Here is a 20,719-nt window from a genome sequence, read left to right as displayed (position 1 = left end):
CCGCTCGCGGGGCGCTTGTCACACCTTCAGGTACTTGCGCAGGGCGATGAAGGCGGCCATGGAGGGCATCAGGAGGCCGATGAACAGCACGTAGGGCAGCTTGGCCAGCACCGATCCCCAGCCCATGAAGTCGATCAGCTGGATCTTGTCCCGCAGGCCGACACCGTGGTCGATCACGAAGTACTGGCCGGAAACGAGCATGGCGCAGGCGAAGAAGGCGCCGATGAGGCCGGCGACGGCGGCCTCCATGATGAAGGGGACCTGGATGTAGAAGCTGGAGGCACCCACCAGCCGCATGATCCCCGTCTCCCGCCTCCGGCTGAACGCCGAGACGCGCACGGTGTTGACGATCAGCAGCAGCGCCACGATCAGCATGATCAGCATGATGGCGATGGCGGCGATGTTGAGGTAGTTCAGGATCCGGAAGAGGTCGTCGATCGCCTGGCGCTGGTCGTCGACGGTGTGGATGCCGTCCCGTCCGGCGAAGGCGGAGGTGACGACCTTGTACTTCTCCGGGTTCTTGAGCTTGACCCGGAAGGACTCCTGCATCTGGTCGGGGGTGATGGAGGAGGCCAGGGCGGTGTGGCCGTACTGCTCCTGGTAGTGCTTGTACGCCTCGTCCGCGGACTCGTAGGCGACGGACTTGACCAGGGTCATCTGCTTGAGCTCGGACTCGATCTGCTTCTTCTGCTCTTCGGTCACCGCGCCCTTGCGGCAGGTGGCCACGCCCGCGGCGCCGCCTCCCGAGCCGTCGGGCTTGGCGGCGGCCTCGCTCGCCTCCTGGGCGTCCTGCTTGTTGCAGAGGTAGATCGAGACGTTGGCCTTGTCGTACCAGTAGCCCTTCATCCGGCCCACCTGCTCGCTCATGAGCAGGGAGCCGCCGAACAGGGCCAGCGAGAGGCCCACGGAGATGATGACCGCGAAGGTCATGGTGAGATTGCGACGGAGGCCGACGCCGATCTCCGACATGACGAACTGGGCGCGCATGACGTCTCAAGGGCCTTTCAGTGCTGGTAGCCGTAGACGCCGCGCGACTGGTCGCGTACGAGTCGGCCCTGTTCGAGTTCGATGACGCGCTTGCGCATCTGGTCCACGATCTGCTGATCGTGCGTCGCCATGATCACGGTGGTGCCGGTCCGGTTGATCCGGTCCAGCAGCTTCATGATCCCGACGGAGGTCTGGGGGTCGAGGTTGCCGGTGGGCTCGTCCGCGATCAGCAGGGCGGGGCGGTTGACGAAGGCGCGGGCGATGGCCACGCGCTGCTGCTCACCGCCGGAGAGCTCGCCGGGCATGCGCTCTTCCTTGCCGCCGAGGCCCACCAGTTCGAGGACCTGCGGGACGGCCTTGCGGATCTCGCCCCGCGGCTTGCCGATGACCTCCTGCGCGAAGGCCACGTTTTCGGCCACCGTCTTGTTGGGCAGCAGGCGGAAGTCCTGGAAGACGGTCCCCAACTGGCGCCGCATCTGCGGAACCTTCCAGTTGGAGAGCTTGGCGAGGTCCTTGCCCAGGACGTGCACCTGGCCGTGGCTCGCCCGCTCCTCGCGCAGGATGAGCCGCAGGAAGGTGGACTTGCCGGAGCCGGAGGAGCCGACCAGGAAGACGAACTCGCCCTTCGCGATGTCGAGGGAGACTTCTCTGAGTGCGGGGCGGCTCTGCTTCGGGTAGGACTTGGAGACGCTGTCGAATCGGATCACGGGTGCACCACGGTCGCCGGGAGTAGGTGTGCGTGACCATACGCGAACGGGCGCGAGGTGTGGACCCAGCGGCCGGAGTTGCCCGTTTTATCCCGAGGTGCGGGGTGGTCCCGATCGTGATTGCCCGGACGGGCCGCGCCGAATGTCGTCGAAGCTGGCACAGTGGTAGGGGGAACGGAGTGCTTCCCCATGCCGTTGTACATGAGTAAGAGGACCAAGGGGACGAGAGGAGGAGCGCATGACATATGACCGGCTCGTGTGCGCGAACTGCGCCGCACCCGTCAGCCAGGGCCGCTGCCCGGTGTGCCGGGCGAACCGGGAGCGCCTCCAGCAGCAGGAGGGCCCCTTCTCCGGCCTGAATCCCGTGACGCTCATCGTGCTCATGGTGATCCTCGTGGCGGCGCTGGTCCTGGTGGCCCAGCAGACCGCGTAGACGCACCGATCAAACGGAAGGGCCCGGACACCAGGGGTGTCCGGGCCCTTCACGCACATTCGCCCTTAGGCGGTCTGCTCCTGCTGCTTGCGCCAGCGGATCCCGGCCTCCAGGAAGCCGTCGATCTCGCCGTCGAGCACCGCCTGCGGGTTGCCGACCTCGAACTCCGTCCGCAGGTCCTTGACCATCTGGTACGGGTGCAGGACGTAGGAGCGCATCTGGTTGCCCCAGGAGCTGCCGCCGTCCTTGAGGGCGTCCATCTTGTCCTTCTCCTCCTGGCGGCGTCGCTCGAGCAGCTTGGCCTGGAGGACGTTCATCGCGCTGGCCTTGTTCTGGATCTGCGAGCGCTCGTTCTGGCAGGAGACCACGATGCCGGTCGGCAGGTGCGTGATGCGCACCGCCGAGTCGGTGGTGTTGACGCCCTGGCCGCCGGGGCCGGAGGCGCGGTACACGTCGACGCGCAGCTCGGCCTCGTCGATCTCGACGTGGTCGCTGGTCTCGACGACCGGCAGCACCTCGACGCCCGCGAAGGAGGTCTGGCGGCGGCCCTGGTTGTCGAAGGGCGAGATCCGCACGAGGCGGTGGGTGCCCTGCTCGACGGAAAGCGTGCCGTAGGCGTAGGGGGCCTTGACGACGAAGGTGGTCGACTTGATGCCGGCCTCTTCCGCGTACGAGGTCTCGTAGACCTCGGTCGGGTACCCGTGGCGCTCGGCCCAGCGCAGGTACATGCGCTGGAGGCGCTCGGCGAAGTCGGAGGCGTCGACGCCGCCGGCCTCGGCACGGATGTTGACCAGGGCCTCGCGCTCGGCGTACTCGCCGGAGAGCAGGGTCCGGACCTCCATCTCGTCCAGCGCCTTGCGGACGGAGACCAGCTCGGTCTCGGCCTCGGCGAGGGTGTCCGCGTCGTCCATCTCCTGGGCGAGCTCGAACAGCACCGCGAGGTCGTCGATGCGCCCGCGCAGGGTCTCGGTCTTGCGGACCTCGGCCTGGAGGTGCGAAAGCTTGCTCGTGATCTTCTGGGCGGCCTCCGGGTCGTCCCACAGGGACGGCGCGGCGGCCTGCTCCTCGAGCACGGCAATATCCGCCCTCAGCTTGTCGAGGTCCAGGACGGCCTCGATCGACCCCATGGTCGAGGAGAGGGACTTCAGCTCTTCGGAAACATCGACGACTGCCACGGGTCCAGCGTAGCCGGTCCTCGGACAAGGCCGTCCGGGCAGGCCGAATCACCCGTACTGATGGCGGGTCGTACGGGCGTACGCTCAGCGTATGACCGTTCTCCTCGTCAAGCGCCGCCATGTGGACCACATGCGTGTCACGACGACGAGCTGTCTGCCGCCGGACCTGTCCCAAGCCTGATCCAACCCGATCCGACTTGGTCCTGTACGCGGCCCAAGCGGTCCCGGCGCCATCCCTGCCGGTGATCCTCCCCACCCGCGGCCCCCGCCACCTCTGGGGAACAGGACCCCGTGACATCCGAAACGGAGCCGTCATGCCGTCCGCGCACACCTCCCTTCCCGTCCTTGACCTCTCCCAGGCCGACGACCCGGCCCAGCGGGCCGACTTCCTCAAGAAGCTGCACGCGGCAGCCCGGGACACCGGATTCCTGCACCTCACCGGGCACGGGGTCACCGCGGCCGAGAGCGACCGCATCCTGGAGCTGACCAGGGCGTTCTTCGCCCTCCCGGAGGCCGACCGGCTCGCCGTGAGCAATCTGAACTCCCCGCACTTCCGCGGCTACACCCGGATCGGCCACGAGCTGACCGGCGGGGCCTCCGACTGGCGGGACCAGCTGGACGTGGGCGCCGAGCGCCCGGCGCCGGTGGTGGGGCCGGACGACCCGGCGTACCTGTGGCTGGAGGGCCCGAACCAGTGGCCCGAGGCGCTCCCGGAGCTCCGTACGGCCGTCCTGGAGTGGCAGTCCCGCCTCGCGGCGGTGGCCCACCGCCTGCTCCAGGAGCTCCTCGTCTCGATCGGCGCCCCGGCGGACTTCTTCGACGCGGCCTTCGCGGACCGCCCCCACCTGCACACCAAGCTGATCCGCTACCCGGGATCCGCCCCCACGGGCACGGACCAGGGCGTCGGCGCGCACAAGGACTACGGCTTCCTCACCCTGCTGCTCCAGGACGCGGTCGGCGGGCTCCAGGTGGTCCGGGACGGCGGCTACCTCGACGTCCCGCCGCTCCCCGGTGCGTTCGTGGTGAACCTCGGTGAGCTGCTGGAGATCGCGACGGAGGGCTACCTGACGGCGACGGACCACCGGGTGGTCAGCCCGCCGGGTGCGGTGGAGCGGTATTCGGTGCCGTTCTTCTACAACCCGCGGCTGGACGCGGTGATCGACACCGTGCCCGGGGACTACCTGCGCTCGGCGCGGGGTGTCGTGCACGACGCGTCGAACCCGCTGCACGCCGAGTACGGGCGCAACGAGCTGAAGGGGTGGGTGCGGGCCCATCCCGCGGTTGCGCGGCGCTGGCACCCGGAACTGGTCGCCGCGTAGCCGCCCGCCGCCGCCCGCCCCTGCGCGGGACCTCCTGGGGCTCCGCCCCAGACCCCGCGCCTCAAACGCCGGCGAGGCTGAAATTCAGGGCCCCCGATCGCGGCGGCGCGCGGCTACGGGGTGCGGGGGCCCGACTGCTTGCTGTCCGGCGGGGTCGGGGACTCGTCGCCGCCGGACACGGCGAACCATGTGCCCAGCCCGACGGCTGCGGTCAGCGCCACGGCAGAGACGGACAGCACCAGCCGCCGCTTGCGCGCGGCCTCCGCCCGGTGCCGGGCGGAGCCCGGCCGGTGGCCACCCGCCGGCCGAGGGACCCGCGCGGTCCCCAGCGCGCCGCCCGCCAGCTCCTCCGGCCCCGGCACCCGCATCGAGGTGTGGGTGTCCCGGTTGGAGTCGGTCGCGGACCCCGGCACCAGCGGGACCACGCCCCGGCGGCGTACGGGATCGGCCGTGGGCTCGTCCGAGGGCTCCGGCTCCGGATCCGCGTCGTCCGGCTCGTCCACGTCCAGGGGCGGCATCCCGGCCAGCAGCGGCAGCAGGTCCCGCAGCCGGACCGACAGCTCCGAGGCCCGCAGCCGCGAGGCCGGGGCCTTGGCCAGGCACTGCACGATCAGCTGCCACAGCTCGTCGGGGATCCCCGGGAGGGGGACGACGGTCTCCGTGACGTGCCGCCTCAGCACTGCGCCCGGGTGGCCCCCGCCGAACGGGGTGAAACCGGCCAGCAGCTCGTACAGGACGGTGGCCAGGGCGTATATGTCCACGGCCGCCCGCGGGGGCAGGCCCTCCACGATCTCCGGCGCAAGGTAGTCCGGGGTGCCGATGATCCGGGTCGTCGGGGCCGAGGCCCGGCCGGCGGAGGCCCGCCGCGGGGAGTCGATGAGCTTGGCCACGCCGAAGTCGGTCAGCAGCGCCGGGTGCGCGCCGCCCGGGCCGAGCGGGCCCTGCATGTCCAGCAGGACGTTCTCCGGCTTGACGTCCCGGTGGACGACCCCGGCCGCGTGCGCCGCGGCCAGCGCGTCGGCCACGTCCGCGACGATCGCGACGGCCGCCTCGGGGGCGAGCCGCCGCTCGCGGTCGAGGCGCGTGCGCAGGTCCGTACCGCGTACGAGGTCCATGACGAGGGCCAGGTCGTTGCCGTCCACGACGAGGTCGCGGACGGAGACGACGTGCGGATGGTCCAGGCCGAGCAGCGCGCTGCGCTCCTGGACGAACCGTCCGACCAGTTCCTGGTCGGACGCGAGGTCCTCGCGCAGCAGTTTGACGGCGACGGGCCCGTCAGGCCCCTCGCCCAGCCACACCGTGCCCGCGCTGCCACGCCCCAGGATCTGGTGCGCGGTGTACCGGCTGCCGATCTTCCGTGCCACGACTGCTCCCTCAGCGGCTGGCGTACGCACCAAAGCTACGCGGCCGGATGGGCGTTGGAGGCCAGCAGGGGGCCGGATTCGCGGCGACCTTCACTTCTGCGGGCGAAATCACGTCCCAGAAGTCGACAAATCCACGAAGTCAGCGCTACAGGGCTCGTTTCAGGACTTGGTGGAGCCCGTCGAGCCCGTGGAGTCCCCTATGGCGCCGACCCAGTCGACGATGTCGCTGCCCCAGGTCCACAGCTGGTCCCACCAGCCGCGGCCGGTGCCGACCCACTCCTGGAGCGGAGTGAGCTCCCAGACCAGCCAGCCCGCCACGAAGAACAGCAGGATCACGACCAGGCAGCCCTTGAGGCAGCCGAGGCCGGGGATGTGCACCGGGTTGGCGCTGCGGCGGCGCGGTTCGCGCGGCTCCCGGGCGGCCGGCTGCTGTGGCGGCGGGGCCTGCGGGGGCTGCTGCTGCGGCTGGCGGTACTGCGGCTGCTGCGGCTGCTGGTACGGCTGAGGCTGGTGCTGCTGAGGCTGCGGCTGGTAGTGCTGCGGCGGCGGAGGCGCGTACTGCTGCTGCGGCTGCTGCTGCGGCTGCCGGTACTGGGGAGGCTGCTGCTGCGGCGGGCCCTGCCGGTACTGCTGCTGCTGTGGCTGCTGCGGCTGCTGGGGCCGGTGCTGCGGCGGCGGAGGCGCCTGGCGCTGCGGACGGCGCCGCAGCGGGTCCTCGCTCGGGTCGAGGTACTGCATCTGCGTCTGCTCGTTGCGGTCGCGGGCGGCCTGGAGCTGCGACTGCCACGGGTGCGGCTGGTCCGGCCGCTGCACGGGCGGCATGACCGAGGTGGCGTCGGCGGCGCCGACCGGCGGCATGACGCTGGTCATGGCGTTCGGGTCGTAGGCGCCCATGGGCGACGCGCCGGCGCCTCCGGGCAGCACCTGGGTGGCGTCCGCGGCGCCTGGGGGTACCCCCGGCGGTAGCTGGGGGAGGGTCTCGGGGACCGGCGCCGGCGAGGGGTCGGGCGCGAGCAGGGCGCCGACGCCGAGCGCGGCCTCCACCTCGGCGGCCGAGGAGTGCACGCCGATGCCGGCGGCGACCACGCGCAGGGCGCGGGCCAGGTTCACCGCGCTGGGGCGCTCGTTCGGCTCCTTGCGCAGGCAGCGCTCGATGACCGTCCACAGCGGATCGGGCACGGTCGAGGGGCGCTGCGGCTCCTCGCTGAGGTGCTGGTGCAGCACTTCGAGCGCGGTGCCGCCGCCGAACGGCGGGCGCCCGGTGAGCAGCTCGTAGAGGAGGATGCCGGCGCCGTAGATGTCGACGGCGGAGGTCTGCGGGCGGCCCTCGGCGGACTCGGGAGCGACGTAGGCCGGGGTGCCGACGAACTCGTGGGTGCGGGTCAGGCCCGGGGAGTCGGCGAGGCGGGCGATGCCGAAGTCGGTGAGCATCGGCTTCATCTGTCCGCCGCGCTCGTCGAGCAGCACGTTGGCGGGCTTCAGGTCGCGGTGGACCACGCCGTCGGCGTGGCTGGCGGCGAGCGCGTCCGCGATCTGGGCGGTCAGCAGGCTCGCGGCGACGGGTGTGAAGGGGCCGTTCTGGCGCAGGTACTTGTGCAGGTCCGGGCCGTCGATCAGGTCCATGACCAGGGCGAGCAGATCGCCCTCGACGACGAGGTCGCGCGTGCGCACGATGTTGGGGTGGGTCAGACGCAGCAGGACCGAACGCTCGCGCAGGAAGCGCATGACGATGTCGGCGTCCTGGGCCAGCTCCTCCTTGAGGACCTTGATGGCCAGGGTCTCGCCGGGCTGCCCCGCGACGGCCGCCTCGGCGCCCGCGGTCTCCCTCTGGCGTGCACGCCAGACAGTGCCCGTGGCGCCGCGCCCGAGCGGCTCCTCGAGCAAGTACTTGCTGCCGACTGGCCGCACGTCTCGCGCTCCCCTGCTGTCGTTCTGCTGTGGTCTTGTCGCGGTCGATCCGCTGATTGGTTTTCCGGCCCACTCTAGGGGGTGTCCCCGGGGAAGACGCCGGTCGTCGGAGGTTGGTTGCCGCACATATGTACGGAGGGTGACGTTTGGGGGGTATGCCGGAGGCGATTTTCCCCGACTTTCCCGGCCTCGCTGTCCGGATCCGGTTGCGGTCCGGACCGGACCGCGACCGATCAAGATCACTTGTCGGTGGGTGCCGGGCGTGTTGTCGGCGACAGGTGCGAGGATGCACACGTACGGAACGGCACGGGTCGGGAGCCCCGCCTTCCGTCAGACCTGACCGGACGACGCGTCCGTGCCGGGTGGGGGGCGATCGGGCAGCCATGTCCCGAAGTTCCCCTGCCGGGCGCACACACCGCGCACCGCGCAGAAGGGACCGCTGACGGCGATGCAGATCCGGCTGACCGTCCTTGGGTCGCGCAGCGGCCACCAGACCGCCCCCGCGAGCTGTGACGTGCTCGTCACGGCGCCCGCCGGTACCGCGCTGGCCGCGGTCGCCTCCGGGCTCGCGGCGACCGTCGGCGGACCCGACACCGGTGGCACGGTCGTGCTGTACGCCGGCTCCGAGCGCCTCGACCTCCAGCGCCGGGTGCTCGGTGAACCGCCGCTCGTGGACGGGGCGGTACTGGCCCTGCACATGCCTGTTCCGGACGTCCTGCCGGAGGACGGCCTCGGCGCACCCCAGCTGCACGTCGTCGCCGGACCCGACGCGGGCGGGGTGCACCTGCTGCACAGCGGGCAGATCCGGGTGGGCCGCTCGGCCGACGCCGACGTCCCCCTCGACGACCCCGACGTGTCCCGGCTGCACTGCGCGGTGACGGTGATCCGGGACGGCCGGGTCGCGGTGGCCGACCTGGACTCGACGAACGGCACCACGCTGGACGGCTCCCCGGTGGGAGCCCAGCCGGTCGCCCTGCCGCCGGGGGCGCTGCTGCGCGTCGGCGAGTCCACCCTGCGGCTGGCCCCGGCGGGCGCGGGCCCTCGCGCGGTGACCCCGGACCAGGAGGGCCACCTGGCCCTCGCGCCCGCGGCGGCGGCCGGTTCGAGCCGGTCGGGCGCCGGCCCGGCCGGGGCCGACGGGCCCTCGGGACCGCGCCCCGGCACCCCCGGCGGGACCCCGGACGCCTCCGGCGGAGCCGGACGCGTCACCGGGCCGCACGGCCCGGCCGGCGCGGCCGGCACGGCCGCCCCCGCCTGGTCGGCCGGGGCGGCTGGTTCCGGCGCGGCCGGAGAGGCGGGCCCCGGCCACGCGGTCATCGGCGGAGCCGGAACAGCGGGCCCCGGCCCCGTGACCACCGGCGGAGCCGGATCGGCGCCCCCCGGCGGCCGCCGCAAGGGACTCGGTGCGTGGGCCCGCAAGTGGGTGCGCGGGGAGGACCTCGCCGAAGCCGTGCCGGAAGCCGTGGCCACCACCGCCGCGCCCGACCCCGACGACCCCGCCACCCTGCTACTGGCCGCGATGGGGCCCACGGAGCGCCTGTGGTCCCGTACGCCCGGGCACCCGGCGGTGCTGGACGTGGGGCTCGGCGCCGGATGCCGCGTGTCCCTGCCCGCCGTCGGCGCCCTCGGCATCGCGGGGCCGCGGGCGCGGCTGGCCGGGGTCGCCCGCTGGGTGGTCGCGCAGCTGGCCGCCCTGCACGCGCCCGGGCAGCTGGAGATCGTGCTCGTCTCCACCGACCGGGCGCGCCCCCTCGCCGAGCGGCGGCGCGACTGGGGCTGGCTCGGCTGGCTGCCCCACGTACGGCCCGCGCACGGCCAGGACTGCCGGCTCCTCCTCGCGTACGACCGCGACCAGGCCGCCGCCCGCACCGGTGAGCTGACCCGGCGCCTCGACGAGAGCCCGCTCGGCACCCATTGGGCGGGCGCCGATCCCGAGCGGGTCCGGCAGGCCGCCGAGGCCTACGAGGGCCCGTACACGCTCGTCGTCCTCGACGGCGACACCGGCGCGGGCCCGCTGCGCGACCTCACCGGGCGGCTCGCCTCGCACGGCCCGGCCGCCGGGATCCACGTGCTCGCGCTCGCCGAGGCCCCCGCCGCCACGCCCGCCTCGCCGGTCACCGAGACGTGGGAGGCCGCGTGCGCGAGCACCCCCGCCTTCCGGGACTGCGGCGCGGTCGCCCTGCTCAGCGGGGACGTGGCCACGGCCGTACGGACCTTCGCGGTCGACGGCGGCAGGCCGGTCCCGGCCGGGGTGACCGCCACCGCCGACGCCGTCTCCGCCGCCTGGGCCGAGCGCTTCGCCCGGGCCCTGGCGCCCCTGCGCACCACCGACGGCGCCTGCGCCACACCGGTCCGGCCGACCGCGGCCACCCTGCCCGCCACCGCGCGGCTGCTGGACGAGCTGGGCCTCGCCCGGGCCACCCCTGCTTCGCTGATGGCCCGTTGGGCCGCCGCCACCGACCAGGGGCAGGGTGTGGGCGGCCTGGCCGAGATGGTGCTGGGCAGCGGGCGGCGCGGGCCGGTCGGCGCCGAGCTGGTCCACGACGGCCCGCACCTGATCATCGAGGGACCCGCCGGGAGCGGGCGGACCGAGCTCCTGCGGGCGGTGGCGGCCTCGCTGTCCGCGGCCGCCCGGCCCGACCGGCTCGGGCTGGTCCTCCTCGACGGGGCCGGTGGCGAGCGCGGCGACGGGCTGCTGCCCTGTACCGAGCTCCCGCACGTCTCCGCCCACCTGGTCGCCTCGGACCCGCTGCGCATGCGGGAGTTCGCGCAGGCGCTGGGCGCGGAGCTCAAGCGCCGCGACGAGCTGCTGGAGGGGCTGTCGTTCGCCGACTGGCACGCGCGGCGCGAGGTCTCCGACCGCATGGTCTCGCCCCGCCGGCCCACCGCGGGCGAACAGCGCGGCGACATCGACCCGCCCCGCACCGGGACGCTGCGGCTCCGCGCCGCAACCACCCGTACGGACCCGGCCGGCCCGAGCCCGCTGCCCCGCCTGGTGGTGCTGGTGGACGACCTCGACGCGCTGGTCGCGCCGGGGCTGGGCAGTACGGGCCGGCCCGCCGCGGGTTCGGTGGTCCGGGCGCTGGAGGCGGTGGCCCGCGAGGGCGCCCGGCTCGGCGTGCACCTGGTGGCCACCACCGCCCGTCCCGACCGTACGGCCGACACCGGTCTGGCCCGGCTGGCCACCCTGCGGGTGGAGCTCGACGCCCCCGATCAGCCGGGCCCGGGCCGCGGCCTGCTCCGGTACTCCGACAACCGGACGGTCCCGTTCCAGGCCGGCCGGGTCACCGGCCGGATCCCCCGGACGGCGACCCAGCGGCCGACCGTGGTCCCGGTGGAATGGGAGCGGATGGGTGATCCGCCGGCCCGCCGCCCGGTGCGTGAGCTGGGCAACGGACCGACGGACCTCGCCCTGCTGGCCAGCGCCCTGGACCGGGCCTCGCACCTGGTCTCGGCGATACCGGTGCTGTTCCCGCCGGCCCCCTGATACCCGGGCCGTCCACAACCGGAGCGCCGCGACGCGGTATTGCGGGGCCGCGCGGGTCGGCGTAGACCTTGTGGTCCGGGACACACCACGGGCATCGGGGGCAGAACCATGCGCAAGCACGGAACGGGCCGTACGACACTCACCTGGACGGCGCTCGCCGCCGCGGGCGCGCTCGTACTCAGCGCCTGCGGAGGCGATGCGGACGAGAAGCCGGACCCGCCGCAGGGCGGTTCGGCCCAGCCGAAGCAGAGCGTGCAGTTACCGAAGCTGCCGGGCGAGAAGCTGGAGGTCGCGGCGGTCTGGACAGGGCCGGAGCAGGAGAACTTCACCAAGGTCCTGAAGGAGTTCGAGAAGCGGACGGGGGCCTCCGTCACCTTCGTGCCGGCCCAGGACCCGATCGTCACCTTCCTCGGCACGAAGATCGCCGGCGGGGCGCCGCCGGACGTGGCGCTGCTCCCGCAGGTCGGGGCGCTGGTCTCGGCGGTCCGGAACAAGTGGGCGCAGCCGGTGGGCGCGGAGGCCCAGGCCCAGCTCGACGCGAACTACTCGGCGGGCTGGAAGACGCTCGGCGCGGTCGACGGCACCCAGTACGGCGTGTACTACAAGGCCGCCAACAAGTCGCTGATCTGGTACAACGCGAAGGCCTTCGAGTCGGCGGGCGTCAAACCCCCGACGACCTGGAAGGAGCTGATCGCCGCGGCCGACACCCTGTCCGCCTCCGGTACGCCGGCCGTCTCGGTGGCGGGTGCGGACGGCTGGACCCTCACGGACTGGTTCGAGAACGTCTACCTCTCCCAGGCGGGCCCGGCGAAGTACGACCAGCTGGCCAAGCACCAGCTCAAGTGGACGGACGACAGCGTCAAGCAGGCCCTGACCACGCTCGGCGAACTGTTCGGGCGCAAGGACTTCCTGGCGGGCGGGCCGAGCGGGGCGCTGTCCACCGAGTTCCCGAAGTCGGTGACGCAGACCTTCACCGGCGGCGACCGGCCGGCGGCCGCGATGGTCTTCGAGGGCGACTTCGTGGCGGTGAACATCGCGCAGACCGATGCCAAGGTGGGCGAGGACGCCCTCGTCTTCCCCTTCCCGGCGGTCGGCGAGAAGGCGCCGGTGGTCTCGGGCGGTGACGTGGCGGTCGCGCTGAAGCCGTCGAAGGGCGCCCAGGCCCTGCTGACCTTCCTGGCCTCGGCGGACGCGGCGGAGATCCAGGCCCGCGAGGGCGGTTTCGTCTCCCCGAACAAGGCGGTCGACCCGGGCGCCTACCCGAACGACATCCAGCGGAACATCGCCAAGGCCCTGATCGCGGCGGGCGACGACTTCCGCTTCGACATGTCGGACCAGGCCCCGGCGGCCTTCGGCGGGACGCCGGGCGCGGGCGAGTGGAAGACGCTCCAGGACTTCCTGGCGAACCCGTCGGACGTGGCGGGCACCCAGGCGAAGCTGGAGGCGGACGCGGCCAAGGCCTACGGGAACTGATCCCGGTGGCGGCCACCTCCCAGGAGGCCCGGCGCCGCCGCCTGATCGCGGCGGCGTTCCTCCTCCCGGCCCTCGTGCTGCTCGGCGCGCTCGTCGTGCACCCCATCGGATACTCGGTCTACCGCAGCTTCTTCGACCGCTCCGGCGACTCCTTCGTCGGGGCCGGCAACTACCGCGAGATCCTGCACGACGACACGATCCGCACCGCCCTGAAGAACACGGCGGTGTGGGTGGTGCTCGCCCCGACCACGGCCACCGCGCTGGGCCTGATCTTCGCGGTGCTCACCGAACGGGTCCGCTGGGGCACCGCGTTCAAGCTGCTCGTCTTCATGCCGATGGCGATCTCGATGCTCGCGGCGGGCATCATCTTCCGGCTCGTCTACGACCACGATCCCGACCGGGGCGTCGCCAACGCGGTCTGGGTCGGGGTCCACGACACCTTCGCGGAGTCCTCGGCCTTCCCCAAGGCCCGCCCGGGCCGGGACTCCCCGCTGGTCCCGGCCGACGGGGGCGCCTTCGTGACCCGCGATCCCGTACGGGCGGGCGCGGCGGTGCTGCTTCCGCTGGTCGGCGTGGCCCCGGAGGCCCTGCCGGAGGGGACCCGTACGGCCGGGAAGCCGGCCCCTCTGCCGGGGAAGGTCACCGGCACCGTCTGGCAGGACTTCACCCGGGGCGGGGGCGGCGAGACGAACGTGGTCGACCCGACGGAGACAGGGTTCTCCGGGATGCGGATCGAGGCGGTCAAGGACGGCAAGGTGGTCGATAGGGCGACGGCCCGCGCCGACGGCACCTTCACCCTGTCCGCGAAGGCGGACGGGGCCCGGCTGCGGCTGCCCGCGGCGAACTTCCGGGAGGCGTACGCGGGGGTGCAGTGGCTCGGCCCGACGCTCGTCACCCCGGCGGTCATCGGGGCGTACGTATGGATGTGGGCCGGTTTCGCGATGGTGCTGATCGGGGCCGGGCTGGCCGCCGTACCGCGTGAGCTGCTGGAGGCGGCGCGGGTGGACGGGGCGAACGAGTGGCAGGTGTTCCGCAGGATCACGGTCCCGCTGCTGGCGCCCGTGCTGGCGGTCGTGCTCGTCACCCTCGTCATCAACGTCATGAAGATCTTCGACCTGGTCTTCGTGATCGCGCCGGGAGCGGTCCAGGACGACGCGAACGTGCTCGCGCTCCAGCTGTACCGGACCTCCTTCGGCACGGACGCCGATCCCGGGCTGGGCAGCGCCATCGCCGTGCTGCTGCTGGTGCTGGTGATCCCGGTGATGCTCGTGAACATCCGCAGGCTGCGGAAGGAGGGCTCCCGATGAGCAGCACCGAAGCAACGGCCGGCAGGTGGGCGGCCAAGGCGGCCGGCGGGGCGCTGCGCGTGTTCCTGGTGCTGGCCGCGCTGTTCTGGCTGCTGCCCACCCTCGGGCTGCTGATCTCCTCGTTCCTGTCCCCCACCGACCTCAACGAGGGCGGCTGGTGGCAGGTGCTGAGCGCGCCCTCGCGGCTGACGGCCGGCAACTACGAGCGGCTGCTGGCCAACGACACGATCACCGGCTCCCTCCTGAACACCTTCGCGATCGCGGTACCGGCCACCCTGCTCGTGCTGGTCCTGGGCGCGTTCGCCGGATACGCCTTCGCCTGGCTGGAGTTCCCCGGCCGGGACTGGCTCTTCCTCCTCGTCATCGGGCTGCTCGTCGTCCCCGTACAGGTGGCGCTGATCCCGGTCTCCGAACTCTTCGGCTCCATCGGGCTGTTCGAGACCACGGCGGGCGTGGTCCTCTTCCACACCGCCTTCGGACTGCCCTTCGCCGTCTTCCTGCTGCGCAACTTCTTCGCGGAGATCCCGCGCGAGCTGCTGGAGGCTGCCCGCCTCGACGGGGCGGGTGAACTGCGGCTGTTCGCGCGGGTGGTGCTGCCGCTGGGCGGTCCGGCGATCGCCTCGCTCGGCATCTTCCAGTTCCTGTGGGTGTGGAACGACATGCTCGTGGCGCTGGTCTTCGCGGACTCCGCCAACCCGCCGATCACGGTCGCGCTCCAGCAGCAGGTACGGCAGTTCGGGAACAACATCGACGTGCTGGCGCCCGGCGCGTTCCTGTCGATGGTGGTGCCGCTCGTCGTCTTCTTCGCCTTCCAGCGGCAGTTCGTCTCGGGGGTGATGGCCGGCGCGATCAAGTGACGCGCCCCGACTGCCCCGATCGACGTGCGCCGGTCGGCGTGCCGCGATCGACGTGCCCCGTCCGACGTGCGCTGTTGACGCTGCGTAACCCGATTGCCACACGCTGCGTAACCCGAACACCACGCCGGGGGTTCCTGGGCAATATGCCCGCGCCGACCCCTGGATGTGCCGTGCCCCGGTTCAGCGTCATCGTGCCCGCGTACAAGGTCCAGGCGTACCTCCAGGAGAGTCTGGACTCGGTCCTGACGCAGTCGTACCCGGATCTGGAACTGATCGCGGTCGACGACGCCTCCCCGGACGCCTGCGGTTCGATCATCGACGAGTACGCGGCACGCGACCCCCGGGTGACCGCCGTTCACCTGGCGCACAACCTGGGGCTGGGCCCGGCCCGCAACGCGGGCCTGGCCCGGGCCACCGGCGACTACCTGGTCTTCCTCGACGGAGACGACACCCTCGCCCCCGGCGCCCTCCAGGCCATCACCGACCGGCTGAAGGCCACCGGCTCCCCCGACGTCCTGGTCTACGACTACGCGCGCACCTTCTGGACGGGCGAACTGGTCCGCAACCGCCTCTCCCACCGGCTGTCCGAGGAGGGCCCGGCCAGTTTCCGGCTCGCCGACCGCCCGGCGCTGCTCGCCATGCTGATGGTGGTGTGGAACAAGACCTACCGCCGCGAGTACGTGGAGCGCGAGGGCCTCGCCTTCCCGCCCGGTTTCTACGAGGACACCCCCTGGACCTACCCGGCGCTGCTGGCCGCGGAGTCCGTCGCCGTCCTCGACCGGGTCTGCGTGCACTACCGCCAGCGCCGCACCGGCTCGATCCTGACCACCTCCAGCCGCCACCACCTCGACATCTTCGACCAGTACGACCGGGTCTTCGGCTACCTCTCCGGCCGCCCCGAGCTGGAGCGCTGGCGCCCCGCCGTGCACCGCCGGATGGCCGAGCACTTCTGCGCCCTGTACGCCGACCCGCGCCGCCTCCCGCGCGCCAGCCGGGCCGAGTTCTTCAAGCGGGCCTCGGCCCTGCTGCGCCGCTACCGCACCCAGGGCCACGCCCGTGCGCTGCCCCTCTCGCTGTCCCGGACCGACCGGCTGCGGCACCTGCTCATGCGGCTGGGGGTGCGGCGCACGTACCGGCTGCTGTCGGTGCTGCGCTCGTGCGGCCTGGCCTCCGCCCACGGGACCACCGCGCTGGCCCGGGGCCTGCGCGAGGCCGCCCTGCGCCTGCACTACCGCCTCCAGCGGCTCCTGCCCCTGCGCCGGGACCTGGCGGTCTTCTCCGCGTACTGGCACGGCGGTTACGCCTGCAACCCGGCGGCGATCGAGGCCAAACTGCGGGAGCTCGCGCCGGGGATGCGGACGGCGTGGATCTGCGACCCGGCGCACGCCGCGACCCTCCCCCGGGAGACGACCGCGCTGCGCCCGGGCTCGGCGGCGTACTGGACCGCCCTGGCCAGGGCCTCGTACCTGGTCACGAACGTCAACTTCGACCGCGCCCTGGTCAAGCGGCCGGGCCAGATCCTGCTCCAGACGCAGCACGGCACCCCGCTCAAGCGCGTCGGCCTCGACCTCCAGGACCGCCCGGCGGCCACCCCGACGACGGACTTCGCGGGCCTGCTGCGCGGCGCCGACCAGTGGGACTACCTGCTCTCCGCGAACCGCCATTCCACCCTGGTCTGGGAGAAGGCGGTCCCGTCCGCCTACACCACCCTCGAATACGGCTACCCGCGCAACGACGTCTTCCACCGCACCACCCAGTCCGAGGTCCTGGAGCTGCGCGAACGCCTCGGCATCCCGGCGGGCTCGACGGTGATCCTGTACGCGCCCACGCACCGCGACTACCGGCGCAGCCGGCCGGACCACCTGGACTTCGAGCGGGTCCTGCGGGACCTGGGGCCGCGCTTCACGATCCTTTCCCGCACCCACCTCACGTACGCGGACGCGCCGGCGCCGGCGGACACCCACCCCCGCCTGATCGACGTCTCCTCCCATCCCTCGGTGGAGGAACTCTGCCTGGCGTCGGACGCGTTGGTGACGGACTACTCGTCCCTGATGTTCGACTACGCGGCGCTGGACCGGCCGATCGTGATCCACGCGGACGACTGGGAGGCGTACGAGGCGGCCCGCGGCACCTACTTCGACCTGCGGGCGTGCCCGCCGGGCGCGATCGCCCGGACCCAGGACGAGCTGGTGGACATCTTCACCACGGGCCACTGGCAGGGCTCGCGCTCGGCGCAGCTGCGGGCGGCCTTCCGCTCGCGCTTCTGCTCGTACGACGACGGCCACGCGGCGGAGCGGGTGGTGCGCCGGGTCTTCCTGGGCCAGTCGCAGGACCTGCCCCCGACCGTCCCCCTGGAGGACCGCCGCCCGTGCCCGGCGGCGGCCTCCGGCCCCTCGCCCGACCTCCCGCTGGCCGGACTGAGCCCCTCGCGCTGGCCGTAGGTCAGCCCAGGAAGACGACCGACCGGAGCTTGAGCCGTGCGGTGCCGTAGCCGGTGCGCGGCCGGAGGTGGAACTCGTCCCCCGTGCAGTCGGGCCCGGTGAAGACGATCGCCTCCTCGTCGCTCCGGTTGCGCGGCGACTGCGCCGGCTCGCCGGCGCCGGGGTCGACCACCTCCGGGAGCTCGATGCAGCTGTTGCTGGGCGGGTCCGTCAGCACGACGGCCTGCGGCCGGCCGTCGAGGCCGATGAACGAGTACTGGAACTCACCGCTCGCCGCGGCCGCGGGCGAGGCCGGGATCGCCAGAGTGAGCACGAAGGCGCCGAGGGCGGCGACGGCCGCGTTGCGCACACGCATGCACTGCTCCTTGCACAGGAAGGGAATCGGAAGAGGAGGGCACCAACCTGCCCCCGCCGCCACACTCCCGCGCCCCGCCCCCCACCGAACCACCCGCCCCCGAAGAATCGATCCCCCATCCCCCGAACAGCCCCATCCAGCCCAACTCCAGCCCCGCCGGGCCAACTCCAGCCCCGCCGGCGTTTGAGGCGCGGGGTCCGGGGCGGCGCCCCGGGTCCTTCAGCCCAGCCGCCCCGCAGGGCTCAGGCGGCCCGCAGCCCCGCCACCACCGACCGCGCCAGCTCGTCCAGATACTCACCGGGGACGGAGTCCCGCACCACCACCTGCCGCCAGTACAGCGGCCCGATCGCCAGATCGAGCGCCCGCTCCGGATCGGCCCCCTCCGGCAGCTCCCCCCGCGCGACCGCCTCGCCGACGATGCCCGCGGCAAGCCGCCGCTGCCCCTCCAGCAGCGCCCCCCGCACCGCATCCGCGATCTCCGGATTCCGCGCCGCCTCCACCAGCAGGTCGGGAATCACCGCCGACGCCACCGGATGCCGCAGCACGTGTGACATGACCTCCAGCAGGGCCCGTACGTCCCCGTACAGCGACCCCGTCGCCGGCACCGGCAGCCCGTCCACCGCGAAGGCCCCCACCAGGTCCAGCACCAGGTGCAGTTTCGACTTCCAGCGCCGGTACACCGCGGTCTTGCCGACGCCCGCCCGCCGCGCGATCCCCTCGATGGACATCCGGGAGAAGCCGACCGCGGCCAGTTCCTCCAACACCGACGCCCGGATCGCCTCGGTCACGTCCTCACGCAGGACGGCGGCCCCGGCGGGAGCCCGGCGGGCAGGGGCAGCGGCAGGCGCAGCAGGGGCAGGGGCAGGGGCAGGGGCGGCAGGCTCCGTGGTCATGCACCGAGCATAACTCGACACCGTCACGACGATACGGTTGCGTTCCGACCCTCGCACGCCCTAACCTCGCCGTAGCGACGATACGGCCCCGTCCCATCGCATCGCAGCGAGACGCCCTGACCCCGGCGAAAGCGACTCTTGTGACCACCGCGACCGCACCCCCGCCCGCCGCCCCCGCGAGCCCCTCGGCCCCCTCGGCCCCGTCGACCCCGTCGACCCCCGCGGAACTGGCCGCCGCCCACGGCCTCACCCTCAGCGGCGCCCGCCCCACGCTCCCCCGCTACATCGCGCAGCTCTGGGGCCGCCGCCACTTCGTCACCACCTACGCCACCGCCCGCATGCAGGCGCAGTACAGCAGCGCGAAGCTCGGCCAGGTCTGGCACCTGGTGACCCCGCTGCTCAACGCGGCGGTCTACTACTTCATCTTCGGCATCGTCATGCACGCCAGCCACGGCGTGCCCGACTACCTGCCCTTCCTGATCACCGGCGTCTTCGTCTGGGACTTCATCGGCAGCTCCGTCAACGCCGGCACCCGGGCCGTCCACAGCAACCTCGGCCTGGTCCGCGCCCTGCACTTCCCCCGCGCGAGCCTGCCCATCTCCACCGTCACGCAGCTCTTCCAGCAGCTGCTCGTCACCATGGGCGCCCTGGTCATCCTGCTGCTGGCCTTCGGCCAGACGCCGAGCCCGTCCTGGTTCCTGGCCGCCCCGACCCTCTTCCTGATGGCCGTCTTCGCCGCCGGCTGCGCCATGGTCATGGCCCGCATCGGCAGCAAGAGCCCGGACGTCAGCCAGCTGATGCCGTTCGTCCTGCGCACCTGGATGTACTCCTCGGGCGTCATGTGGTCCATCGACACCATGCTCAAGACGGCAGACCTGCCGCACTGGGTGTCGATGGCGCTCAAGCTCAACCCGGCGGCCGTCTACATCGACCTGATGCGCTTCGCGCTGATCGACAGCTTCCAGGCGCACTCGCTCCCGCACCACGTGTGGCCGATCGCCATCGGCTGGGCGCTGCTCGCCGGTGTCGGCGGATTCATCTACTTCTGGAAGGCCGAGGAGGAGTACGGCCGTGGCTGACACCGCAGTGCAGACCGACACCCGCGTCCCCACCGTGATCGCCGACGAGGTCCACGTGATCTACAAGGTGTACGGATCGGGCACCCGCAAGGGCGGAGCCACCGCCGCACTCAGCCGGATCTTCTCCCGCAAGCCCGCCCCCGGCGTCCGCGAGGTGCACGCGGTCAAGGGCGTCAGCTTCACCGCGTACAAGGGCGAGGCCATCGGCCTCATCGGGTCCAACGGCTCGGGCAAGTCCACCCTCCTCAAGGCCATCGCCGGACTCCAGCCGGTGGCCCGGGGCGCGGTCTACTCCCACGGCCAGCCCTCGCTCCTCGGCGTGAACGCCGCCCTGATGAACGACCTGACGGGCGAACGCAACGTCGTCCTCGGCGGCCTCGCGATGGGCATGAGCCGCGGGCAGGTCAGGGACCGCTACCAGGACATCGTCGACTTCTCCGGCATCAACGAGAAGGGCGACTTCATCTCCCTGCCGATGCGTACGTACTCCTCCGGCATGGGCGCCCGGCTGCGCTTCTCCATCGCCGCCGCCAAGGACCACGACGTCCTGATGATCGACGAGGCCCTGGCCACCGGCGACGCCGCCTTCCAGCGCCGCAGCCAGGCCCGCATCGAAGAACTCCGCGAGCGCGCCGGCACCGTCTTCCTCGTCAGCCACGGCATCAACACGGTCCGCGAGACCTGCGACCGCGCGATCTGGCTGGAGGCCGGTGTGCTCCGCATGGACGGCCCCTCCGACCAGGTCTGCGCCGCGTACGAAGCCTTCACATCAGGCAGAAACTAGCGCTCGGCTCAAAGACCTGGGGCTCCGCCCCAGACCCCGCGCCTCAAACGCCGGCGGGGCTACATTTCAGCCTCGCCGGCGTTTGGGGGGCGGGGGGCCAGGGGGGGGGGCCCCCGTAAAAAAAGCGGCAAAACAGCCTGGCAGGGAAAA

16 protein-coding genes are annotated in these 20,719 nt (G+C 72.6%); 9 read left to right on the top strand and 7 right to left on the bottom strand.

What is annotated here, in order from left to right:
- Positions 1 to 18 precede the first annotated feature (18 nt).
- Positions 19 to 987: a permease-like cell division protein FtsX gene (gene ftsX, locus ACZ45T_RS29185; RefSeq protein ID WP_468446451.1), complete on the bottom strand. Its 969-nt coding sequence runs from the start codon at positions 985 to 987 to the stop codon at positions 19 to 21.
- Positions 988 to 1,004: 17 nt separating this feature from the next.
- Positions 1,005 to 1,694: a cell division ATP-binding protein FtsE gene (gene ftsE / locus ACZ45T_RS29180; protein WP_030011324.1), complete on the bottom strand. Its 690-nt coding sequence runs from the start codon at positions 1,692 to 1,694 to the stop codon at positions 1,005 to 1,007.
- A 238-nt stretch (positions 1,695 to 1,932) separates the two neighbouring features.
- Between ftsE and ACZ45T_RS29175 the strand changes: the two genes are divergently transcribed.
- Complete coding sequence (locus tag ACZ45T_RS29175) at positions 1,933 to 2,127, top strand: hypothetical protein (RefSeq protein WP_365177396.1); 195 nt, start codon at positions 1,933 to 1,935, stop codon at positions 2,125 to 2,127.
- A gap of 65 nt (positions 2,128 to 2,192) precedes the next feature.
- Here ACZ45T_RS29175 and prfB read toward each other — a convergent pair whose 3' ends face one another.
- Positions 2,193 to 3,302 carry a peptide chain release factor 2 gene (gene prfB, locus ACZ45T_RS29170; RefSeq protein ID WP_468446448.1) on the bottom strand — a complete coding sequence of 370 codons (1,110 nt, stop codon included), beginning with the start codon at positions 3,300 to 3,302 and terminating at the stop codon, positions 2,193 to 2,195.
- A gap of 314 nt (positions 3,303 to 3,616) precedes the next feature.
- Between prfB and ACZ45T_RS29165 the strand changes: the two genes are divergently transcribed.
- Complete coding sequence (locus ACZ45T_RS29165) at positions 3,617 to 4,621, top strand: isopenicillin N synthase family dioxygenase (protein ID WP_468446446.1); 1,005 nt, start codon at positions 3,617 to 3,619, stop codon at positions 4,619 to 4,621.
- A 113-nt stretch (positions 4,622 to 4,734) separates the two neighbouring features.
- On the opposite strand, the gene ACZ45T_RS29160 is transcribed toward ACZ45T_RS29165, so the two are convergent.
- On the bottom strand, positions 4,735 to 5,985 hold the full coding sequence (locus ACZ45T_RS29160; RefSeq protein ID WP_468446444.1) for a serine/threonine-protein kinase: 1,251 nt from the start codon (positions 5,983 to 5,985) through the stop codon (positions 4,735 to 4,737).
- Positions 5,986 to 6,144: 159 nt separating this feature from the next.
- Positions 6,145 to 7,893, bottom strand: coding sequence for a serine/threonine-protein kinase (locus tag ACZ45T_RS29155; RefSeq protein ID WP_468446442.1), 1,749 nt, complete (start codon positions 7,891 to 7,893; stop codon positions 6,145 to 6,147).
- 448 nt (positions 7,894 to 8,341) lie between these two features.
- Here ACZ45T_RS29155 and ACZ45T_RS29150 point away from each other — a divergent pair, with 448 nt between their 5' ends.
- The 5 genes from ACZ45T_RS29150 to ACZ45T_RS29130 all read left to right on the top strand — a co-directional run bounded on the left by ACZ45T_RS29150 (position 8,342) and on the right by ACZ45T_RS29130 (position 17,458).
- Positions 8,342 to 11,380, top strand: coding sequence for an FHA domain-containing protein (locus tag ACZ45T_RS29150; RefSeq protein ID WP_468446440.1), 3,039 nt, complete (start codon positions 8,342 to 8,344; stop codon positions 11,378 to 11,380).
- A 108-nt stretch (positions 11,381 to 11,488) separates the two neighbouring features.
- A complete protein-coding gene (locus ACZ45T_RS29145) occupies positions 11,489 to 12,853 on the top strand; it encodes an ABC transporter substrate-binding protein (RefSeq protein WP_468446438.1) in 1,365 nt (454 codons plus the stop codon).
- The gene (locus tag ACZ45T_RS29140) at positions 12,850 to 14,160 is read left to right on the top strand and encodes a carbohydrate ABC transporter permease (RefSeq protein WP_468446522.1); all 1,311 of its coding nucleotides are present in this window, start codon (positions 12,850 to 12,852) and stop codon (positions 14,158 to 14,160) included. The genes ACZ45T_RS29145 and ACZ45T_RS29140 overlap by 4 nt, the downstream gene beginning before the upstream one ends.
- Complete coding sequence (locus ACZ45T_RS29135; protein ID WP_468446436.1) at positions 14,157 to 15,017, top strand: carbohydrate ABC transporter permease; 861 nt, start codon at positions 14,157 to 14,159, stop codon at positions 15,015 to 15,017. Before ACZ45T_RS29140 ends, ACZ45T_RS29135 begins: the two co-directional genes overlap by 4 nt.
- Before the next feature lie 170 nt (positions 15,018 to 15,187).
- On the top strand, positions 15,188 to 17,458 hold the full coding sequence (locus ACZ45T_RS29130; RefSeq protein ID WP_468446434.1) for a bifunctional glycosyltransferase/CDP-glycerol:glycerophosphate glycerophosphotransferase: 2,271 nt from the start codon (positions 15,188 to 15,190) through the stop codon (positions 17,456 to 17,458).
- A gap of 1 nt (position 17,459) precedes the next feature.
- Here the strand turns inward: ACZ45T_RS29130 and ACZ45T_RS29125 are convergent, their stop codons facing one another.
- Both ACZ45T_RS29125 and ACZ45T_RS29120 read right to left on the bottom strand, forming a co-directional pair.
- Positions 17,460 to 17,813 (bottom strand): hypothetical protein, encoded by a 354-nt coding sequence (locus tag ACZ45T_RS29125; RefSeq protein WP_468446432.1) that lies wholly within the window; start codon positions 17,811 to 17,813, stop codon positions 17,460 to 17,462.
- A gap of 242 nt (positions 17,814 to 18,055) precedes the next feature.
- Positions 18,056 to 18,706 carry a TetR/AcrR family transcriptional regulator gene (locus ACZ45T_RS29120; RefSeq protein ID WP_468446430.1) on the bottom strand — a complete coding sequence of 217 codons (651 nt, stop codon included), beginning with the start codon at positions 18,704 to 18,706 and terminating at the stop codon, positions 18,056 to 18,058.
- Positions 18,707 to 18,846: 140 nt separating this feature from the next.
- Between ACZ45T_RS29120 and ACZ45T_RS29115 the strand changes: the two genes are divergently transcribed.
- Both ACZ45T_RS29115 and ACZ45T_RS29110 read left to right on the top strand, forming a co-directional pair.
- Positions 18,847 to 19,785: an ABC transporter permease gene (locus ACZ45T_RS29115; protein WP_468446428.1), complete on the top strand. Its 939-nt coding sequence runs from the start codon at positions 18,847 to 18,849 to the stop codon at positions 19,783 to 19,785.
- Positions 19,778 to 20,569 (top strand): ABC transporter ATP-binding protein, encoded by a 792-nt coding sequence (locus tag ACZ45T_RS29110; protein ID WP_468446426.1) that lies wholly within the window; start codon positions 19,778 to 19,780, stop codon positions 20,567 to 20,569. Before ACZ45T_RS29115 ends, ACZ45T_RS29110 begins: the two co-directional genes overlap by 8 nt.
- Positions 20,570 to 20,719 lie beyond the last annotated feature (150 nt).

Source organism: Streptomyces sp. NPDC030995 (assembly GCF_055571215.1).
Note: the sequence above shows the minus strand (reverse complement) of the source record. Positions and strands in the feature narration are given on the sequence as shown.